At 53.3% G+C, this 16,408-nt stretch carries 19 protein-coding genes; 4 read left to right on the top strand and 15 right to left on the bottom strand.

The annotated features are described in order from the left end of the window. Positions 1 to 49: 49 nt before the first annotated feature. The 7 genes from proW to ACFX4O_RS19790 all read right to left on the bottom strand — a co-directional run bounded on the left by proW (position 50) and on the right by ACFX4O_RS19790 (position 7,028). Positions 50 to 1,114, bottom strand: coding sequence for a glycine betaine/L-proline ABC transporter permease ProW (proW, locus tag ACFX4O_RS19820; RefSeq protein ID WP_305735225.1), 1,065 nt, complete (start codon positions 1,112 to 1,114; stop codon positions 50 to 52). Further along, complete coding sequence (proV, locus tag ACFX4O_RS19815; RefSeq protein WP_380210268.1) at positions 1,107 to 2,309, bottom strand: glycine betaine/L-proline ABC transporter ATP-binding protein ProV; 1,203 nt, start codon at positions 2,307 to 2,309, stop codon at positions 1,107 to 1,109. Before proV ends, proW begins: the two co-directional genes overlap by 8 nt. A 388-nt stretch (positions 2,310 to 2,697) precedes the next feature. After that, a complete protein-coding gene (gene nrdF / locus ACFX4O_RS19810) occupies positions 2,698 to 3,660 on the bottom strand; it encodes a class 1b ribonucleoside-diphosphate reductase subunit beta (protein ID WP_380210270.1) in 963 nt (320 codons plus the stop codon). A gap of 10 nt (positions 3,661 to 3,670) precedes the next feature. Then, positions 3,671 to 5,815 (bottom strand): class 1b ribonucleoside-diphosphate reductase subunit alpha, encoded by a 2,145-nt coding sequence (gene nrdE / locus ACFX4O_RS19805; RefSeq protein WP_380210272.1) that lies wholly within the window; start codon positions 5,813 to 5,815, stop codon positions 3,671 to 3,673. Beyond that, a complete protein-coding gene (nrdI, locus tag ACFX4O_RS19800; RefSeq protein WP_380210274.1) occupies positions 5,788 to 6,198 on the bottom strand; it encodes a class Ib ribonucleoside-diphosphate reductase assembly flavoprotein NrdI in 411 nt (136 codons plus the stop codon). Before nrdI ends, nrdE begins: the two co-directional genes overlap by 28 nt. Further along, positions 6,195 to 6,440, bottom strand: coding sequence for a glutaredoxin-like protein NrdH (gene nrdH, locus ACFX4O_RS19795; RefSeq protein WP_380210275.1), 246 nt, complete (start codon positions 6,438 to 6,440; stop codon positions 6,195 to 6,197). The genes nrdI and nrdH overlap by 4 nt, the downstream gene beginning before the upstream one ends. A 261-nt stretch (positions 6,441 to 6,701) precedes the next feature. Continuing rightward, positions 6,702 to 7,028, bottom strand: coding sequence for a DUF883 domain-containing protein (locus ACFX4O_RS19790; RefSeq protein ID WP_380210277.1), 327 nt, complete (start codon positions 7,026 to 7,028; stop codon positions 6,702 to 6,704). Between the two features lie 162 nt (positions 7,029 to 7,190). Between ACFX4O_RS19790 and ACFX4O_RS19785 the strand changes: the two genes are divergently transcribed. Continuing rightward, a complete protein-coding gene (locus ACFX4O_RS19785; RefSeq protein ID WP_017459338.1) occupies positions 7,191 to 7,535 on the top strand; it encodes a DUF2002 family protein in 345 nt (114 codons plus the stop codon). Positions 7,536 to 7,566: 31 nt separating this feature from the next. Here ACFX4O_RS19785 and alaE read toward each other — a convergent pair whose 3' ends face one another. Together alaE and ACFX4O_RS19775 are read right to left on the bottom strand one after the other, a co-directional pair. Then, positions 7,567 to 8,016: an L-alanine exporter AlaE gene (alaE, locus tag ACFX4O_RS19780; protein WP_131408859.1), complete on the bottom strand. Its 450-nt coding sequence runs from the start codon at positions 8,014 to 8,016 to the stop codon at positions 7,567 to 7,569. 450 nt (positions 8,017 to 8,466) lie between these two features. After that, positions 8,467 to 8,646 carry a hypothetical protein gene (locus ACFX4O_RS19775; RefSeq protein WP_020454900.1) on the bottom strand — a complete coding sequence of 60 codons (180 nt, stop codon included), beginning with the start codon at positions 8,644 to 8,646 and terminating at the stop codon, positions 8,467 to 8,469. Between the two features lie 181 nt (positions 8,647 to 8,827). Here ACFX4O_RS19775 and ACFX4O_RS19770 point away from each other — a divergent pair, with 181 nt between their 5' ends. Further along, positions 8,828 to 8,986: a YqaE/Pmp3 family membrane protein gene (locus ACFX4O_RS19770; protein ID WP_017459341.1), complete on the top strand. Its 159-nt coding sequence runs from the start codon at positions 8,828 to 8,830 to the stop codon at positions 8,984 to 8,986. 150 nt (positions 8,987 to 9,136) lie between these two features. Beyond that, positions 9,137 to 10,018, top strand: a complete 882-nt coding sequence (locus ACFX4O_RS19765; RefSeq protein ID WP_380210279.1) for a hypothetical protein — start codon at positions 9,137 to 9,139, stop codon at positions 10,016 to 10,018. Between the two features lie 104 nt (positions 10,019 to 10,122). On the opposite strand, the gene ACFX4O_RS19760 is transcribed toward ACFX4O_RS19765, so the two are convergent. From ACFX4O_RS19760 to ACFX4O_RS19735, 6 genes are all read right to left on the bottom strand, one after another. Beyond that, positions 10,123 to 11,787, bottom strand: coding sequence for a methyl-accepting chemotaxis protein (locus ACFX4O_RS19760; protein ID WP_380210281.1), 1,665 nt, complete (start codon positions 11,785 to 11,787; stop codon positions 10,123 to 10,125). A gap of 132 nt (positions 11,788 to 11,919) precedes the next feature. Continuing rightward, a complete protein-coding gene (locus ACFX4O_RS19755) occupies positions 11,920 to 13,341 on the bottom strand; it encodes a DNA cytosine methyltransferase (protein WP_380210283.1) in 1,422 nt (473 codons plus the stop codon). Between the two features lie 79 nt (positions 13,342 to 13,420). Then, on the bottom strand, positions 13,421 to 13,705 hold the full coding sequence (gene nadS / locus ACFX4O_RS19750) for a NadS family protein (RefSeq protein ID WP_380210285.1): 285 nt from the start codon (positions 13,703 to 13,705) through the stop codon (positions 13,421 to 13,423). Further along, a complete protein-coding gene (locus tag ACFX4O_RS19745; protein ID WP_380210287.1) occupies positions 13,692 to 14,033 on the bottom strand; it encodes a type II toxin-antitoxin system RelE/ParE family toxin in 342 nt (113 codons plus the stop codon). The genes nadS and ACFX4O_RS19745 overlap by 14 nt, the downstream gene beginning before the upstream one ends. 113 nt (positions 14,034 to 14,146) lie before the next feature. Further along, the gene (locus ACFX4O_RS19740) at positions 14,147 to 14,671 is read right to left on the bottom strand and encodes a rhodanese family protein (protein ID WP_380210288.1); all 525 of its coding nucleotides are present in this window, start codon (positions 14,669 to 14,671) and stop codon (positions 14,147 to 14,149) included. Between the two features lie 2 nt (positions 14,672 to 14,673). After that, positions 14,674 to 14,985 carry a helix-turn-helix transcriptional regulator gene (locus ACFX4O_RS19735; RefSeq protein ID WP_131408871.1) on the bottom strand — a complete coding sequence of 104 codons (312 nt, stop codon included), beginning with the start codon at positions 14,983 to 14,985 and terminating at the stop codon, positions 14,674 to 14,676. 154 nt (positions 14,986 to 15,139) lie between these two features. On the opposite strand from ACFX4O_RS19735, the gene ACFX4O_RS19730 reads away from it, so the two are divergent. After that, the gene (locus ACFX4O_RS19730) at positions 15,140 to 16,408 is read left to right on the top strand and encodes a lipase family protein (protein ID WP_380210290.1); all 1,269 of its coding nucleotides are present in this window, start codon (positions 15,140 to 15,142) and stop codon (positions 16,406 to 16,408) included.

Raw genomic sequence — 16,408 nt, 5'->3', positions numbered from 1 at the left:
TATTGTTCAGGTGGGATACTGCTACCCGGCAAGGTTGCCGGGCGACAGATTATTTAGCGAAAGGGCGGGTCAGCAGACCCAGCGGGCCGGTTTGATACCAGCGGCGATTACCGCGACTGCGGGAATCGCGACCGACAGCCTGCGTCAGGCGGTCGAGAATGATGGCGAGAATAACAATCCCCACGCCACCCACGGTGGCAAGCCCCATATCAAGGCGGCCGATTCCGCGCAGTACCATCTGACCAAGCCCGCCAACGGCGATCATCGAGGCGATCACTACCATGGAGAGGGCAAGCATCAACGTCTGGTTAATTCCCGCCATAATGGTAGGCATGGCCAGTGGTAACTGTACTTTAAACAACATCTGGCGCGGGCTTGCGCCAAATGAGCGCGAGGCTTCTATCAAATCGGCTGGCACCTGGTTAATGCCGAGAATGGTCAGACGCACCACCGGCGGCAGGGCGAAGATGATTGTCACCACCACGCCCGGCACGTTGCCGATACCAAACAGCATCACAATCGGCACCAGATAGACAAATGCCGGTGTGGTCTGCATCGCATCCAACAGCGGGCGAACGATTTTCGCCGCGCGCTGGCTACGTGCCAGCCAGATCCCCATCGGCAAGCCGATCACCACGCAGAACAGCAGGGCGGTCAGCACCAGCGCTAATGTCACCATCGCCTGCGACCAGGCACCGATGGCGCCAATGGCAATCAGCGACACCAGCGTGGCAATACCCATTCCGGCGCTACTCATCTGCCAGGCGATCAGCGAGAAAAGAATAATCGCCACCGGCGCAGGCATGCCCAGCAGCATTTGCTGAAACGCGCTGAGGATGTAATCCACCGGCACGCGAATGCCCTGAAACAGCGGGCGGAAGTGCATCACCACCCAGTCGATCGCCTGTGTTACCCAGCTATCAAGCGGGATCAGCGTTTTATGGAACGGGTCCATAATATTGAAATGTTCCGGTGCGGGCGCTGGTGCGCTGTGCAGCCAGTCTGCGCTGCTGCCATCGGTTGGCGCGCTACTACCGCCGCCCCATGCATCCGCAGACTGCGCGGCGTTGTCGGTTGCAGGTGCGCTATCCCACGGGTTGTTTTGATCAGCCATGGTTTGCCCCCTCGCGATCTAAAGCTTGCAGCAGCATCCTTTTGGAGATGATGCCCACGTACTGTTGCTCTTCACCCACCACCGGCACGGCACAGGGCGCCTGCCCGACGTGCGAGAGCAACTCGCTGAGCGGCGTTTCGGCATCCACCGCAAGCGGGACGTCAATCAACGCCGCCTCGATCCCCTGGCTTTGGCCGAGCGCCTCTTTCAGGGAGTCGATAGAGACAACGCCGACAAATTTATTGCCGCGTTCAATCACATAACCGAATTCACGATCTTCATCCTGCAACAATTTCAGCGCTGAACGCGGGCCGAAGCCAGGCGTTTTGCGAATCAGCCCCACCGGGGTTCGACGCGCAATATCTTTGGCACTAAATACCTGGCTAATATCCACACCACGGAAGAAGGTACGCACATAATCATTGGCCGGATTATTCAATATTTCATCCGGCGTGCCGACCTGCACCACTTCACCGTTTTGCATAATGGCAATCCTGTCGCCAATACGCATCGCTTCATCCAGATCGTGGGAAATAAATACAATGGTGCGCTGGTGTTTTGCCTGAAGCTTTACCAGTTCATCCTGCATTTCGGTGCGAATTAATGGATCGAGCGCGGAGAAGGCTTCATCCATTAATAAGATATCGGGATTGATGGCTAATGCGCGCGCCAGACCAACACGCTGGCGCATACCGCCAGAAAGTTCATCCGGATAACTGTGCGCATAATTCTCCAGACCGACCTGACGTAGCGCATCCAGCGCTTTTTCCTGGCGTTCTTGCGCCGGAATGTCGGCTAATTCCATGCCAAAAGCGGCATTATCCAGCACCGTCATATGGGGCATTAGCGCAAATGACTGGAAAACCATCGCAATCTTTTTCCTGCGCACCTCGCGTAATTCGGCGTCTGATATTCTGGCGATATCCACGCCGTCAATCAGCACCTGTCCGCGGGTGGGTTCAATCAGGCGATTGAGAAGGCGTACCATAGTGGATTTACCCGAACCGGATAACCCCATGATGACAAATATCTCGCCTTCTTCAATGGCCAGACTGGCGTCTTTAACGCCAAGCGACAGACCCGTTTTTTCCAGAATGTGTTCTTTCGAAAGCCCTTTTTCAATATATTTGAAAGCCCGCTGCGGATGCTCGCCAAATATCTTATAAAGGTTTTTAACTTCTAATTTAATTGCCATGCAATAATAAAGTTCCTGTTATTTATTGTGTCGATATCGTACCTGGTGAGAATAATTGACTGGTTATACCCTAGCATACTCAGAATTTGAGACAACCCTGAATTCCCTGACTTTGAGAATTTACTGATGCAATAATTGCCGCCATTTCCCATGAAATAAGGGCTGGCGGCGGGTGAGATTTTTTTAGAATTCATCGGGAGATCGCACCTGAATAGAGCTGATTCAGATGAAAATGACGTAACAATTACAGTGTAGAAGCTGGATGGATATTGTGCAGATAAATCGTCAGGACATTATTGAAATAACAATATCCTTTTTTTGTGGCGGGTTATTTTAAATGCAATATTAATGGGAATATTCCTCTCCCGAATGGGAGAGGAAAAAAAGATCAGAAGTTCCAGTCTTCGTCTTCGGTTTCGACGGCTTTACCCATCACATATGACGAGCCGGAGCCGGAGAAAAAGTCGTGGTTCTCATCGGCATTTGGCGAGAGCGCAGACAAAATTGCCGGGTTCACTTCGGCCATTTCCGGTGGGAATAACGGCTCATAACCGAGATTCATCAGCGCTTTGTTGGCGTTGTAGCAGAGAAACGCTTTCACGTCCTCGGCCCAGCCACTATCGGCGTACAGATCGTCGGTGTAACGGAGTTCGTTATCGTAGAGATCCATCAGCAGATCCAGCGCGAAGGTTTTCAACTCTTCGCGTTTTTCTGCACTCACTTTTTCCAGTCCTTTCTGGTACTTATAACCAATGTAGTAGCCGTGTACCGCTTCATCGCGAATGATCAGACGAATCAAATCGGCGGTATTGGTGAGCTTGCCACGGCTCGACCAATACATCGGTAGCCAGAAGCCGGAATAGAACAGGAACGATTCCAGAAACACGCTGGCGATTTTTTTCTTCAGCGGTTCGTCGGCGCGGTAATACTGCAACACCTGCTGCGCTTTGCGCTGTAAGGCAGGGTTCTCTTCGCTCCAGCTGTAGGCTGCATCGACATCTTTGGTCTGGCATAGCGTAGAGAAAATAGAGCTGTAAGAGCGGGCATGTACCGCTTCCATAAAGCTGATATTCGACAATACAGCTTCTTCGTGCGGCGTTAGCGCATCCGCCATCAACGCGGGCGCACCCACGCTGTTTTGAATGGTGTCGAGCAGCGTCAGCCCGGTAAATACACGAATGGTAAGCTGCTGTTCTGCCGGGCTTAAGGTTTGCCAGGCGGGAATGTCGTTCGACAGCGGCACTTTTTCCGGCAACCAAAAATTGCTGGTCAGGCGGTTCCACACTTCCAGGTCTTTATCGTCCTGGATTTTGTTCCAGTTAACCGCGCTGACGCGTGATAGTTGGCTCATCCTTTTCTCCTTACAACGCGCAGGACACGCAGCCCTGGATTTCGGTGCCTTCCAGCGCAAGCTGGCGCAGGCGAATGTAATACAGCGACTTGATGCCTTTTTTCCAGGCGTAAATCTGTGCTTTGTTGATATCGCGGGTGGTGGCGGTGTCTTTAAAAAACAGCGTCAGCGACAGCCCTTGATCCACATGGCGCGTGGCTTCGGCGTAGGTATCAATGATCTTTTCCGGCCCGATTTCGTAGGCGTCTTCGTACAGTGCCAGGTTGTCGTTGGTCATAAAAGGCGCCGGGTAGTAAACGCGCCCGGTTTTACCTTCCTTACGGATCTCAATTTTCGACACAATCGGGTGAATACTCGACGTCGCATGGTTGATATAGGAAATCGACCCGGTGGGCGGCACCGCCTGCAGATTCTGGTTATAGATCCCGTAGCGCATCACATCCTCACGCAGTTGTTGCCACATCTCACGGGTTGGGATTGTGATGCCAGCACGTTCAAACAGCGCCCGCACTTTTTCCGTTTTCGGTTGCCAGTCGCTCTCAAGGTACTGGTTGAAATACTCGCCGCTGGCGTAGCGCGAGGCCGGGAAACCGGCAAAATGTTGACCGCGCTCACGGGCGATCATCATTGAGGTATGCAGTGCATGCCAGGTGATGGTGTAGAAATAGAAATTGGTGAAATCGAGCCCTTCCGGGCTGCCGTAGGCGATGCCTTCGCGCGCCAGATAACCATGCAGGTTCATCTGTCCAAGCCCGATGGCGTGCGAGGCGGCATTACCGTTTTCCACCGAGGGCACCGAGCGGATGTGGCTCATATCCGATACGGCGGTTAAACCGCGAATGGCGATTTCCACCGTGCGGCCAAAGTCCGGGGAATCCATGGTGTGCGCAATGTTCAGCGAGCCAAGGTTACAGGAGATATCGCGCCCGGTGTCGGCGTAATCAAGGTTCTCATCAAAGGTCGAGGCGCTGTTAACCTGCAAAATTTCCGAGCACAGGTTGCTCATGTTAATGCGCCCGGCAATCGGGTTGGCGCGGTTGGCCGTATCTTCAAACATGATGTACGGGTAGCCGGATTCAAACTGAATTTCCGCCAGCGTCTGGAAGAAATCGCGGGCGTTAATGTAGCTTTTACGCACACGATCGTCGGCCAGTAATTGCTCGTACATCTCGCTGATGGCAACGTCACCGAACGGTTTGCCGTATAAACGCTCGACATCATAAGGCGAGAACAGCGCCATTTCGGCGTTCTCTTTCGCCAGACGGAAAGTGATATCCGGGATCACCACGCCCAACGACAGGGTTTTGATACGGATTTTCTCGTCGGCGTTTTCGCGCTTGGTGTCGAGAAAACGCAGAATATCCGGGTGATGCGCGTGTAGATAAACCGCCCCCGCGCCCTGGCGTGCGCCAAGTTGGTTGGCATAGGAAAACGCATCTTCCAGCATTTTCATTACCGGGATCACCCCGGAAGACTGGTTTTCAATGCGCTTGATCGGTGCGCCGGCTTCACGCAGGTTGGAGAGCAGAAATGCCACGCCGCCGCCGCGTTTGGAAAGCTGCAACGCGGAATTCACCGCGCGGCCAATCGATTCCATGTTGTCTTCAATGCGCAACAGGAAGCAGGAGACCAATTCGCCGCGCTGTTGTTTGCCGCAGTTGAGGAATGTTGGTGTCGCGGGCTGGAAACGGCCAGAGAGGATCTCGGTAGTTAACTGGCGCGCCAGCGCTTTATCGCCCTGCGCCAGCGTCAGCGCCACCATGCAGGCGCGATCTTCGAAATGTTCAAGATAACGTTTGCCGTCGAAGGTTTTCAGCGTGTAGCTGGTGTAAAACTTCCATGCGCCCAGAAAGGTCTGGAAGCGGAAACCGCTGGCGTGCGCATCGGCAATCAAGTCGACGACGAAAGCGCGGTCGTAACGGGCCAGCACACTGTCGTCGTAATAACCTTCCGCCACTAGCCAGTTCAGACGTTCATCCTGGTTGTTAAAGGTCACGGTATTTGGGCGCACATGGGTTGCCATAAAGGCATCCACCGCCTCGCGGTCTTTATCGAACTGGATGCGGCCGTCTTTGTCATAAAGATTCAGCATCGCATTCAGCGCGTGAAAATCGGGCGCGGATTGCATCACGCGCTCTGCGGTTGTCGTAGCCAAAATTCGCTCACTCCTTTACGCACGTTGTCGATGTCCTGCCGGGTACCCATTAGCTCAAAACGATACAGATACGGCACGGCGCATTTTTGCGATATCACATCGCCTGCGCGACCAAATGCTTCGCCGAAGTTACGGTTGCCGGAGGCGATCACGCCGCGAATCAATGCGCGGTTTTGTGGATCGTTCAAAAAGCGGATCACCTGGCGGGGAACCGCGCCTGCCGTACCGCCGCCGCCATAACTGGGCACCACCAGGATATAGGGTTCGTCTACCTGGAGCCGTTCACGCTCATTAAGCGGAATGCGCACGGCCGGCAGCCCGAGACGCGCGATAAAACGCTGCGTGTTTTCCGAGCTGCTGGAGAAGTAGACAAGGGTGCTCATGCGCTGGCAACGCTCGGTGTGGCGTGTAAGCGGTTAATCATATCCGGGCGGAAACCGGACCATTTTATTTCCCCGGCGACTACCACCGGCAACTGACGAAAGCCCATCGCACGTAGCTCATCTGCCGCTTGCGGCACGTGGTCAACGTTCACCATTTCGAACGCCAGGCCACGGCTTTCCATCGCGCGTTTGGTGGCGTGGCACTGAACACAATCATTTCTAGTGTAAATGGTAATGCGCATAGTTCGTATTTCCGTTTAAAATGGGACGGCGGCGCGAAGGTTCGCGTCAGTTAGTGTGTGTGTTACTGTTTTGAATACTAGATGTAGTTATTTAAAGATGCAACCACACAATATATAGGAAATTATCATAGGCTTTGCCCAAAGGATGGAAACAATGGGTAAGGGCGGTTTGTACGCGTTTTGTACAGAAAAGGGCGATGTGCAGGCAAATAAAAACCCCTGCGGGGGAAACCGGCAGGGGTTGGGTCGTGCGGAAATCCGTTAGCGGCGCAAGCTCAGTAGCGCGCCAACAAAAATACCGACCGCGGCGGCAGCGCCAACGCTGCACCAGGGTTTGTCTTTCACAAACGTATCGGCACAACCCACGGCATCTCTTGCTGCTTGTTGTACACGGCTGCGGCCATGCAGACGCGCTCGGGTCTCTTTGAGCAGCGCCTGTGCTTTACGGCGTGCGCTTTCGGCTTCGTCTTTCGCGTCGCTACCCCAGGATTTCAGCACTTCTTCGAGGCTATCAGCGAGCTGGTTAACATCGTGGTTAATATCCTCAACACCTTCATCTACGTCACGGCGATTCGGTCTGTTAAACATAGGATCCTCCCTCGTTTTCGATGTGAATTTTAGTTTAGACCATAATTTTCAAGGCCAGACGGCAATCACGCCTTTCAGGTTCGTTTGTGGAATTTTCTGAGTCACGGTCCATGCTCAGTCATGTAAGGTGGCGAGGCTTTGGAAAGATGACGAGGAAAATCTATGTATTTAAGACCCGATGAAGTGGCGCGCGTGCTGGAAAAAGTGGGATTCACCATGGATGTGGCTACGCCGAAAACCTATGGTTATCGCCGTGGCGAAAATTATGTATATGTTAACCGCGAAGCGCGTATGGGACGCACGGCGCTGGTGATTCACCCCACGTTGAAAGAACGCAGTTCGTCGCTTGCGGAACCCGCCTCGGACATCAAGTTGTGCGATCACTATCAGAATTTCCCGCTCTATTTCGGCGGAGATGCGCAGGAGCATTACGGCATTCCGCACGGTTTTAGCTCGCGCGTGGCGCTGGAAAAGTTTATTACGGGGTTATTTGGCGAAGCGCATTAAAAGGCGGCAGACCAAAGCCTGCCGACAGCCATCAGGCTTTAGCCTGATGGTAGTTGCTCACCCGGAACAGGCGGCGGCAATAATCGAGGAAGTAACCGTACACCGCGCCCATCATCATCGACAGCACAATATTGGAGCTGACTGCGGCGACAATCTGGTGCCAGTCGGCACCGACACTCCACAAAATGGCGACATATACCGGTGACTGAAAGGTCACATAAGCCAGCACATCTGCGAGATTTTTCATCCAGCCAGACGGGCTAATTCGGCGGGCGTAACGCATAAATGCATCGCGGTACATGCCATAAGGCCAGGCAATAATAATGTTCACCGGGATCGCTACCAGTCGTGATGAAAGTGACTGTTCAAAGCTCATTCCGGAGAGGAATATTTCAATCAACATGTTCACTACCGAACAGTAGACAACCATCGCAAAGGTGTCCGCAGCGGCGTGACGCAGGCGAGACTGCGAAGAGAACATGGTGGTGCTCCTTGATAATCAATAAACAGGCTGATGAACGGTCGTGTTAGCGTTTTTAAACGGCTGGCTTGATGTGGATAGAGTATCTATCTGCATTGAAACTCACAACTAGCGATAAATTTTTATTTTCTTTTCTTTGTTGGATAAAGTGCTCTGCGTTTGCGTGAATTTTACGCATTTCATTATTTTTGTTGGGTTGGCTATTAAATGTATTAACTATCAATTAGTTATATTTTCTATGTGATGTGGCGCACTGACTGGCACGTGATCAAATAGCCACGTTTCAGCGCGCTATGCTTCCGGGGGGAAAATAAAACAGTGGGCAGCATTTTTTATGCTAGTTAAGCGCGAATGGTAGTGTTTAGTGCTGAAAAGTGAGTTGCTTGTTTATGTGGTTTTTTTGAATGGAAATGAAGTTTAAAGCGGTGGGAGAACGCCCACCGCCGCCGATCAGCAGACGCCAAAATCCCCGTCTTCTTTATACAGCGAGACATCTTCCGCTTTCAGCGTGATTTTTGCTGCCTGCTCGTCGTGGGCCGGAACCGCGACAATCTGATCCTGATGCACTTCCAGTACTTTCAATTTTGGCCCGCCAATGCGTGGTTGCACAATATCGCCGACAGAAAACATGTTTTGCTCCTTTTGTAATGAGTTTGTGAAGATAAACATAGCCTGAACGCCCGCCAGGGTACAGCGTAAAAGAGGGTAAACATAACCAATGAAAATGGCAGGTGCAGGCAAAGTGGCTAATCTTTAAGGGATTGTTTTTTCAATCAGCTGGAATGACGTTGCGTTGCATAGGAGGCTTAATATGGGTTTCTGGCGAGTTGTCTTTACCATCATCCTGCCGCCGCTGGGCGTACTGCTTGGCAAAGGCTTTGGTTGGGCATTTATCATTAACATTCTGCTTACACTGCTGGGTTATTTCCCAGGCCTGATCCACGCGTTTTGGGTGCAAACCCGCAATTAACCCCTGCCGGGCGGTTTTCCGCCCATTATTAAAACTCACCTGATTACACCCCAATTTATGGTGGTTTTGCGTGAATTTTGCGCAAAAAAGTAAAGCCTCCTGCTCTGCAGACGATAACCGACTAATTAACGTCAATTTTATGGAGAAGATATGAGCATTCAGGATGTCGGTTCGGCTGCCGCGTTGCAGACGTTGCCCGAGGTACGTCAGTCGAAAACTATCATCTTTGCCGGAAAAGAGATCGTCACGGAAAGCTCCATTTCCGTCAACATTTCAGCAGAAGCGCTGGCGAAGGGCATGGAAGGGCACACTGCGCCGACCAAAGAAGAGGGCGAAAAGGCGGCCCAGGCAATGGCGACGGTCCGCAATGCTAACATGGCCACGTATTCCCGTGGGCCAAGCCTCGCCAGCGAGTTCTATGCCGATCCGCAAAGCGCGGGTGACGCGGTGAAGTTTATTGATTTTTTCCAGCATTCTTCTGTTAACGCCGATGATATGGCTGCCGCGCTGCATCAGGCGCTCATTTCGCCGCAAGCGAGCGGTGATTACACCACCAGCGCGATGGATCTGTCGATGACTCAGGCGAAGCTGAATGAGGTAGTGTCAAAGTACATCTCAGCTGATTATCAGCAGCAGGCCAGCGAGTTTGTCGCCGGTTTTATTGCCGAAAAAGCCGACCAGGCCGATCAGATGAACCGCGTGGTGCTGGCGCAAGCGTCGACACTGGCGCAAAGCCTGGGCGATACAGCACAAGCCAGTTATCACCAGCAAGCGATTGAGCAGCTGAGCGCGGGCACGCATGATTCGCAGACAGTACGCAACCACATGCTGAGTATTACCGCCAGTAACAGCGACAGCGATAGCTGGTTCACGCAGTTCAACCAGTCGGTGGACAGTAGCGGAACGCTGCCGTTTATTCGTGATATCGAGAAAAACCACATCGGCGCACTCCAGCAGCAATGGCAGCAATTTACGGTCTTTTTGCAGACGGCAAAACAGAGCGATGCAGCCCAGGAGAGTGTCAAGCTGTAGACAATCACCGCCACAGCGTTGTGGCGCTATCCGGCTTAAAAACGCAATCGTGAAATGAAGAAAAGCCAGCGCGACAGGGATATCGCGCTGGCTTTTAGCGGGTGTTAGAACGTTTCCCAGTTGTTATCACTGCTTGAATGTGTCGCCGTAGTAGACGGGCGCAGCGGCGTGGCTTGCGGTTTGCCCGGTTTAGCATTCTGCAGCGCGCTGTGCCCGTTAACACGGAACACGGCAACCGCCTGACGCAACTGCTCGGCTTGCTCTTCCAGTGCCGCGGAGGCGGCGGCGGATTCTTGTACCAGCGAGGCGTTCTGCTGCGTCACGCTGTCCATTTGCGAAACCGCGAGGCTCACCTGCTCGATCCCTTTGCTCTGTTCTTCCGATGCGGAGGCGATTTCACCCATGATATCCGTCACGCGCGTAACCGCATTGACGATCTCTTTCATTGTATCGCCCGCTTCTGCAACCTGCGTGGTACCTGAGTTCACCCGGTTCACGGAGTTATCAATCAGGGTTTTGATCTCTTTAGCTGCCTGCGCACTGCGGCTTGCCAGGGTACGGACTTCGCCGGCCACCACCGCAAAACCACGGCCCTGTTCACCTGCGCGAGCGGCTTCTACCGCCGCGTTGAGCGCGAGAATATTGGTCTGGAAGGCGATACCGTCAATCACGCTGGTGATATGGGCGATTTGCTGCGAGCTGTCAGAGATTTCGCTCATCGTGCGCACCACATTGTTCACCACTTCGCCACCGCGCGCGGCGGTATCGGATGCGTTTTTCGCCAGATGCGATGCCTGACGGGCGTTGTCAGTGTTCTGTTTCACCGTCGCGGTTAACTGTTCCATGCTGGCAGCAGTTTCTTCCAGCGAGGCGGCTTGTTGCTCGGTACGCGACGAGAGGTCGTTGTTGCCGGTAGAGATTTCGCTCGCCCCGGTGTAAATCGAATCGGAACTGTTACGCACTGCGCTAACGGTTTTCACCAGCGAAGATTGCATTTCATGTAAACCAGCGGCGAGCTGGCTCATTTCATTACGCCCTTCGGCCGAGATACTCATCGTTAAATCACCACCGGCGATGGCGCGAATATGCCCCATCACACTGTGCAGCGGGCGCAGAAGCAAGTGCTGCAAACCCAGCCAGATAACGGTCATCACCGCAATTACCACCAACAAAATCACGCCCAGCGTCCACTGCATGCTGGTAAAGCTACTCTGGTTTTGTTGCGCGGCGGCTTGCAGGAAAGTATTGTTTTCTGCCCGCCATTTGGCATAGCTGGCATCCATATCATCCTGCGCTTGCTGCGCGTCGAGGTTGCCATAAGCCTCGTAGTTATTGGCGCGCAGGAAGGCAATCGACTGCTGCAACACATCGTGCATTTTGGTAACGTTCTGCGCCACTTCGTCAGCTAACGCGCTGTCCTGCCCGGCAACGCGCGGTGTGCTTTTGTAGTTGTTGAAATACCCTTCGGACTTACCCAGAGAATCTGCCGCCGTCGTGAGCAGCTTTTCAATGCTGGCCAGCGACGCCGGATCGCGCTGGTTTTTCAAAAAGCGGATCGCCACGCGGGTAACGGTAACGCGCGTTTTGATAAGCGTGTTCACGCTGTCGCCAAGATTTTCTTGCTGCGCGTTCAAAACGCCAGTGTTCTGAAAGTTGACCCTGTCGTTATTGACCGCAGAGTAGAAAAGACCCCCAGTAACCAGTTGAAGAAGACAAAATACTGAAAGAGCAATAATGATGCCTGTAATAACCCGTATATTTTTTAGCATGGCCATAGTCCGTGAGAGAGTCGGGATTGCACCACTAATATCGACCTGGCCAGCATTAACTTTATGATCACTTTTTAAACACTTAAATAAGACTTAAATAAGTGCCGGCGCCTTGCGCGCCGGGAAAGTGTTTTAGATTTTTTTGCGCCGTTTTACGGCGAGAGCAATACGGGGTTCCAGCAATTTGGCCACGGCGGCAAAGACGGGAACGACAACCGAGTTACCAAACTGGCGATAGGCTTGCGTATCGGAAACCGGAATGCGAAACGGTTTTTCGCCCACTTTTTCAAACCCCATCAAGCGCGCACATTCATGTGGTGTCAGCCGTCGCGGGCGACGTGCCTGATTTTCCGCGTTGGCAAAATCGGCCTCGCCGAGCGCTTTATCCCAGCCGCGATCGATAAGAATTTCTGATCCATCTTTGTGATAACGCGCCGAAAGGGTGCGCGCCACGCTATCGGCACGGGTTGGATCAACCAGCCCGAAGCCAAAACCATTGCCTTTCGCCGCGTGTTTCTTCGCGTAGCGATAGAGGTAATCCCACAACTTATGTGACAGCACATATTTGCTGTCGACGGTGGGATCCAGCAGATCACCGAATGCGGGCCGTTTTGCCGGATAAAAACGGTCGATATCGCGCAGGGTAAAACCGTCGGCGAGGTCTAAATCGCGGCGAAAACCCACCAGCACAATGCGCTCGCGGTGCTGGGGTAAGAAGTGTTTGCCGTCGATGATTTTCGGGTCATCTTTGCCGTTTAGCGCGGCGTCAGCTACGTCGTAGCCCAGTTCATCCAGCGTATTCATGATCACGCTGAAGGTTTTGCCTTTGTCGTGGCTCTTTAAATTTTTAACATTTTCCAGCACAAAGATGGCCGGGCGACGGGCTTTGATAATGCGCGCCACATCGAAAAACAGCGTGCCTTGCGCTTCGCACTCAAACCCGTGCGCGCGGCCCATGGCGTTCTTTTTACTGACGCCCGCGAGGCTAAAGGGCTGGCAGGGGAAACCTGCGAGCAGAACATCATGCTCGGGAATAGTCGCGGCGATGTGTGCATAGGCGTCGGCTTCGGAAACGTTCGGGTTGCCGCTCAGCGTGACTTCGCGAATATCCTGGTTGAAGGTATGCGTGGCATGGTCGTTGTACCAGTTGGCTTTATAGGTGCGCACCGCATTTTTATTCCATTCACTGGTAAACACGCACTGCCCGCCAATGGCTTCAAATCCGCTGCGAATACCACCGATACCGGCGAAGAGATCGATAAAGCGAAAGCGATAGTGCGGGTGATGCGCGGGTAGGGAGGGCAGCAAGCTGCGCAGCAGCGCTTCTTCAGCGGCGGTGAACGTTCTCGGATTGCCTTTGCCGTTGACCCAGCGGTTGAGCGATTCGCGGCTCCACTCGGCTTTACCCGCTTTTTTTAACTGCTCTGCCACGTATTTCTGACCGTAGATTTCCAGCACCAGATCCAGTAGTACCCGGTCCCGTTCTTGCTGTCGCTGCTGGTCAGTATCTGCCTGCGCCAGCAGATCCTGCGCAAGTGAATCAAATTCCGCCATGACGTCTCCTTGGGGTTAGGCTCTGAAATATATCACTCATTTGACCCGGAGGATAATTGGCAGAAGTAGCGGTTATTGATTAATGTGCAGACAATTCTTTAAAAAACGCAGGGTTAGCTTTGATAGCGGCCAGGACTTTTGCTGCGAGTCCTGTTGGGTTACGCCGCCCGGATTCCCAACTTTTAATTGTATCCACACTCGTACCCAGAGCTTTCGCCATTTCACCCTGCGACACGTTAAGTTGTTCTCTTATTGCTTTCACATCAGCAATTTCATAACGGGTAACACGGGCCGGCTTTTTAGCACCGTTTTTTATGTCCACAGCCTCTTCCAGCGATGCTTTCAGCTCGTCAAAGAAACTCATATTGCACCTCATCTTTCAATTGCCTGGTCAGCTTTTTAAGTTCAGCCTTTTCTGCATCAGTCAGGCTATCTTTCACATTTTTAGGATAAGCCATCACCAGGTAGATAACGTCTTCTGTCGCCAGAAAATAGATCACTCTGGCGCTTCCGCTTTTTCCCTGAGAGCCTGTTGCCATCCTTATTTTGCGCAGGCCACCTGTCTTCTGAATCAAATCCCCTTTATCTGGAGATTCAATCAGCACTCTCAGTTCATCGTCCGTGGCAATCTGTTTAATTTGTCGAGAGAACATCGAGGTTTCAATAAATACAATAGCTTGACTTACTGTCATACCTCTCCTTTTGGTGTACATAGTACACGCTCAGGAAAGGGCTTACAATAAGACGCGGCTCATTTGATTCAACGAATAATCAACTGAAATGGAGCTCGCTATAACGGTGCTTCTTAACCGCGGTTCCACGGCATTTTCGCCAGCAGCAGCGCCATGCCGCACCAGCCGCTTAATCCTGCAAACAACAGCCCTGCGCCGACAAAACCCGACAGCAGGAAGAAATTGGGGTGAATCGCAAAACCAAGCACCACACCGAGCAGGATCAAGCTGCCTGCGACAATCTGCACCTGTTGCATCAGCGGGCGCGGCTGACGTTTATCCTGCACGGTCGGCAGCTTTTCGCGCTTCCAGTTATTCATTCCGCCTTCGAGGATCATGACAGTTGCTGGTGCCATTGCGCGCGCCAGCGCTTCGGCATTTTGCTGCGTACGCATGCCGGACTGGCAATGGAAAATAATCGTTTGTCCCGGCGAAACGTGCGCCACGTTTTTCCCGGCCAGCAGTTCATCCAGCGGCAGGGAAAGCGCGTCGGGCAAATGTTCACGACGAAATTCATCCACCTGGCGAATATCAACAATCAGCGCGCCATTTTGCTGTTGTGCTCTGGCTTCTTTGGGGCTGACAGGGGTGTATTGCATGGCTATGCCTCCGGGCAATAAATTGTTTTCAGTGTGTGGACCAGCGTTCGGATCGCTGGCGCTTTAATGAAGTAGTTCACCCGCTGCGCCTGGCGCTGGCTTTCGATCAAACCTTCCTCTTTCATCCGCGCCAGATGCTGTGAAGTGGCTGACGGGCTCAGACCAGTGATCGCGCTTAATTCCCCGGCGGACGTACCGGGCGCGTCGCACAGCATGCAGAGGATCAGTAAACGATGCGGGTTGCTCATCGCTTTAAGCAGGGCAGAGGCTTTTTCTGCCTGCGCTTGCAGTAAGGTGATATCCGGGTTTGTCATTGTATTTTAGCTTTTTCTAAATTTAGACAAATCTAAATCAAAAGGAGAGGAAAAGGCAACATGTATGAATAAATTACTCACACTTTCGTGTTTGAATTCTTGCATGTAACTCCGTTTACTGGCGGCTAACGTCCCGCTATCCGTGGAGAAAATCGTGAAAGTTAGCCGCAATCTCAGCTATGCGATCTGCGCCCTTACTATGTGGGTCAACGGCGCAAATGCGTGGAGTAATGCGTTGCCCGTTGGGCCAGCGGTCGGCGATCAAACGCTTTCGCCGTTTTACATCTGGGATGGCGCGTTACCCGATAAACCCGGCGTGATGCTGCGTGAAGAGCCGATTCCTGGTCAGCCTGACATTACCGATGCCAGCCAGATCGCGCGCATTCTTTACACCTCGCAGGATAAACGCTGGAATGCTGGCATCGTGCCGGTCAGCGGTACGCTGTGGCTACCAAAAGGGCAAGCGCCAAAAGGCGGCTGGCCACTTGTTGCCTGGGCGCACGGAACACTGGGCGTTGCCGATAGCTGCGCGCCTTCCTGGACCAACCCGACTCCGCGTGATGCGCACTATATTAACCAGTGGCTAAAGCAGGGTTTTGCCGTTGTCGGGACCGATTACCAGGGGCTAGGCGGGCCTGGCCCGCATCCGTATATGAACTGGGAAGCCGAAGGGCGTTCGGTGCTCGATAGCGTGCGCGCTGTGCTCAACAGCTCGCCGCAGGTAGCAAACAATCTGGTGATTAGCGGCCAGTCGCAAGGCTCCGGTGCATCGCTCGGTGCCAGTCTGCTCGCGCCGGATTACGCGCCGGAACTCAAGCTGCGCGCGACAATAGCCACCGGTGTGGTTGCCACTTTTCCGGACGGTCCGATCAAACCGGGGCCTGCGCGGCTAGGGCAGCGCGATCCCGCCCGCTTTACGCTTCTGCGCATCATTGGCGGTTCGTTGCCGGACGGCGCACCGGCTGCTGAAAAATGGGTGACGGATAAAGGCACGAAGATGCTGGCGCTCGCCAGAACGGCCTGTATGCCGGAACTGGGGCGTTACGAACGACGGGAAAAGCTCACTGGTGGCACGGTATTTGTGGGCGGCACAAAGCAGGTGGAGTCAAAATTGCTGGCGGTAACGGATATGCCCGTGAAAACTTTTCCCGCACCGCTCTTTACCGCAACCGGGCTTGCCGATCACACGTTGTCGCCACATCACCAGTACGCCGCCATCGCCGCGCTCTGCGCGGGTGGTAATGCAGTGGAGTGGAAGACCTACCCTGGCATCACGCATAACGGGGTCGTTAACGTCGCTTTCGATGATGAACTGAAGTTTGTGCGAGGCGTGATGGAAAATGCCCCGCAGCCCAATAGCTGTGGTTCGTTACAGGCTCCGGGGAAATTGCAGCAACCCGCCAGAGGCGTGGCGTTTAACTAA

It is taken from the genome of Kosakonia sp. YIM B13571 (assembly GCF_042788095.1).
Classification (GTDB): domain Bacteria; phylum Pseudomonadota; class Gammaproteobacteria; order Enterobacterales; family Enterobacteriaceae; genus Kosakonia; species Kosakonia quasisacchari.
This window is presented reverse-complemented; position numbering and strand designations above follow the sequence as displayed.

Excerpts from the sequence above, each read along its gene's own strand:
- proW (WP_305735225.1), bottom strand. The coding sequence starts at position 1,114 with ATGGCTGATCAAAACAACCCGTGGGATAGCGCACCTGCAACCGACAAC.
- proV (WP_380210268.1), bottom strand. The coding sequence starts at position 2,309 with ATGGCAATTAAATTAGAAGTTAAAAACCTTTATAAGATATTTGGCGAG.
- nrdF (WP_380210270.1), bottom strand. The coding sequence starts at position 3,660 with ATGAGCCAACTATCACGCGTCAGCGCGGTTAACTGGAACAAAATCCAG.
- nrdI (WP_380210274.1), bottom strand. The coding sequence starts at position 6,198 with ATGAGCACCCTTGTCTACTTCTCCAGCAGCTCGGAAAACACGCAGCGT.
- nrdH (WP_380210275.1), bottom strand. The coding sequence starts at position 6,440 with ATGCGCATTACCATTTACACTAGAAATGATTGTGTTCAGTGCCACGCC.
- ACFX4O_RS19790 (WP_380210277.1), bottom strand. The coding sequence starts at position 7,028 with ATGTTTAACAGACCGAATCGCCGTGACGTAGATGAAGGTGTTGAGGAT.
- ACFX4O_RS19785 (WP_017459338.1), top strand. The coding sequence starts at position 7,191 with ATGTATTTAAGACCCGATGAAGTGGCGCGCGTGCTGGAAAAAGTGGGA.
- alaE (WP_131408859.1), bottom strand. The coding sequence starts at position 8,016 with ATGTTCTCTTCGCAGTCTCGCCTGCGTCACGCCGCTGCGGACACCTTT.
- ACFX4O_RS19775 (WP_020454900.1), bottom strand. The coding sequence starts at position 8,646 with ATGTTTTCTGTCGGCGATATTGTGCAACCACGCATTGGCGGGCCAAAA.
- ACFX4O_RS19770 (WP_017459341.1), top strand. The coding sequence starts at position 8,828 with ATGGGTTTCTGGCGAGTTGTCTTTACCATCATCCTGCCGCCGCTGGGC.
- ACFX4O_RS19765 (WP_380210279.1), top strand. The coding sequence starts at position 9,137 with ATGAGCATTCAGGATGTCGGTTCGGCTGCCGCGTTGCAGACGTTGCCC.
- ACFX4O_RS19760 (WP_380210281.1), bottom strand. The coding sequence starts at position 11,787 with ATGCTAAAAAATATACGGGTTATTACAGGCATCATTATTGCTCTTTCA.
- ACFX4O_RS19755 (WP_380210283.1), bottom strand. The coding sequence starts at position 13,341 with ATGGCGGAATTTGATTCACTTGCGCAGGATCTGCTGGCGCAGGCAGAT.
- nadS (WP_380210285.1), bottom strand. The coding sequence starts at position 13,705 with ATGAGTTTCTTTGACGAGCTGAAAGCATCGCTGGAAGAGGCTGTGGAC.
- ACFX4O_RS19745 (WP_380210287.1), bottom strand. The coding sequence starts at position 14,033 with ATGACAGTAAGTCAAGCTATTGTATTTATTGAAACCTCGATGTTCTCT.
- ACFX4O_RS19740 (WP_380210288.1), bottom strand. The coding sequence starts at position 14,671 with ATGCAATACACCCCTGTCAGCCCCAAAGAAGCCAGAGCACAACAGCAA.
- ACFX4O_RS19735 (WP_131408871.1), bottom strand. The coding sequence starts at position 14,985 with ATGACAAACCCGGATATCACCTTACTGCAAGCGCAGGCAGAAAAAGCC.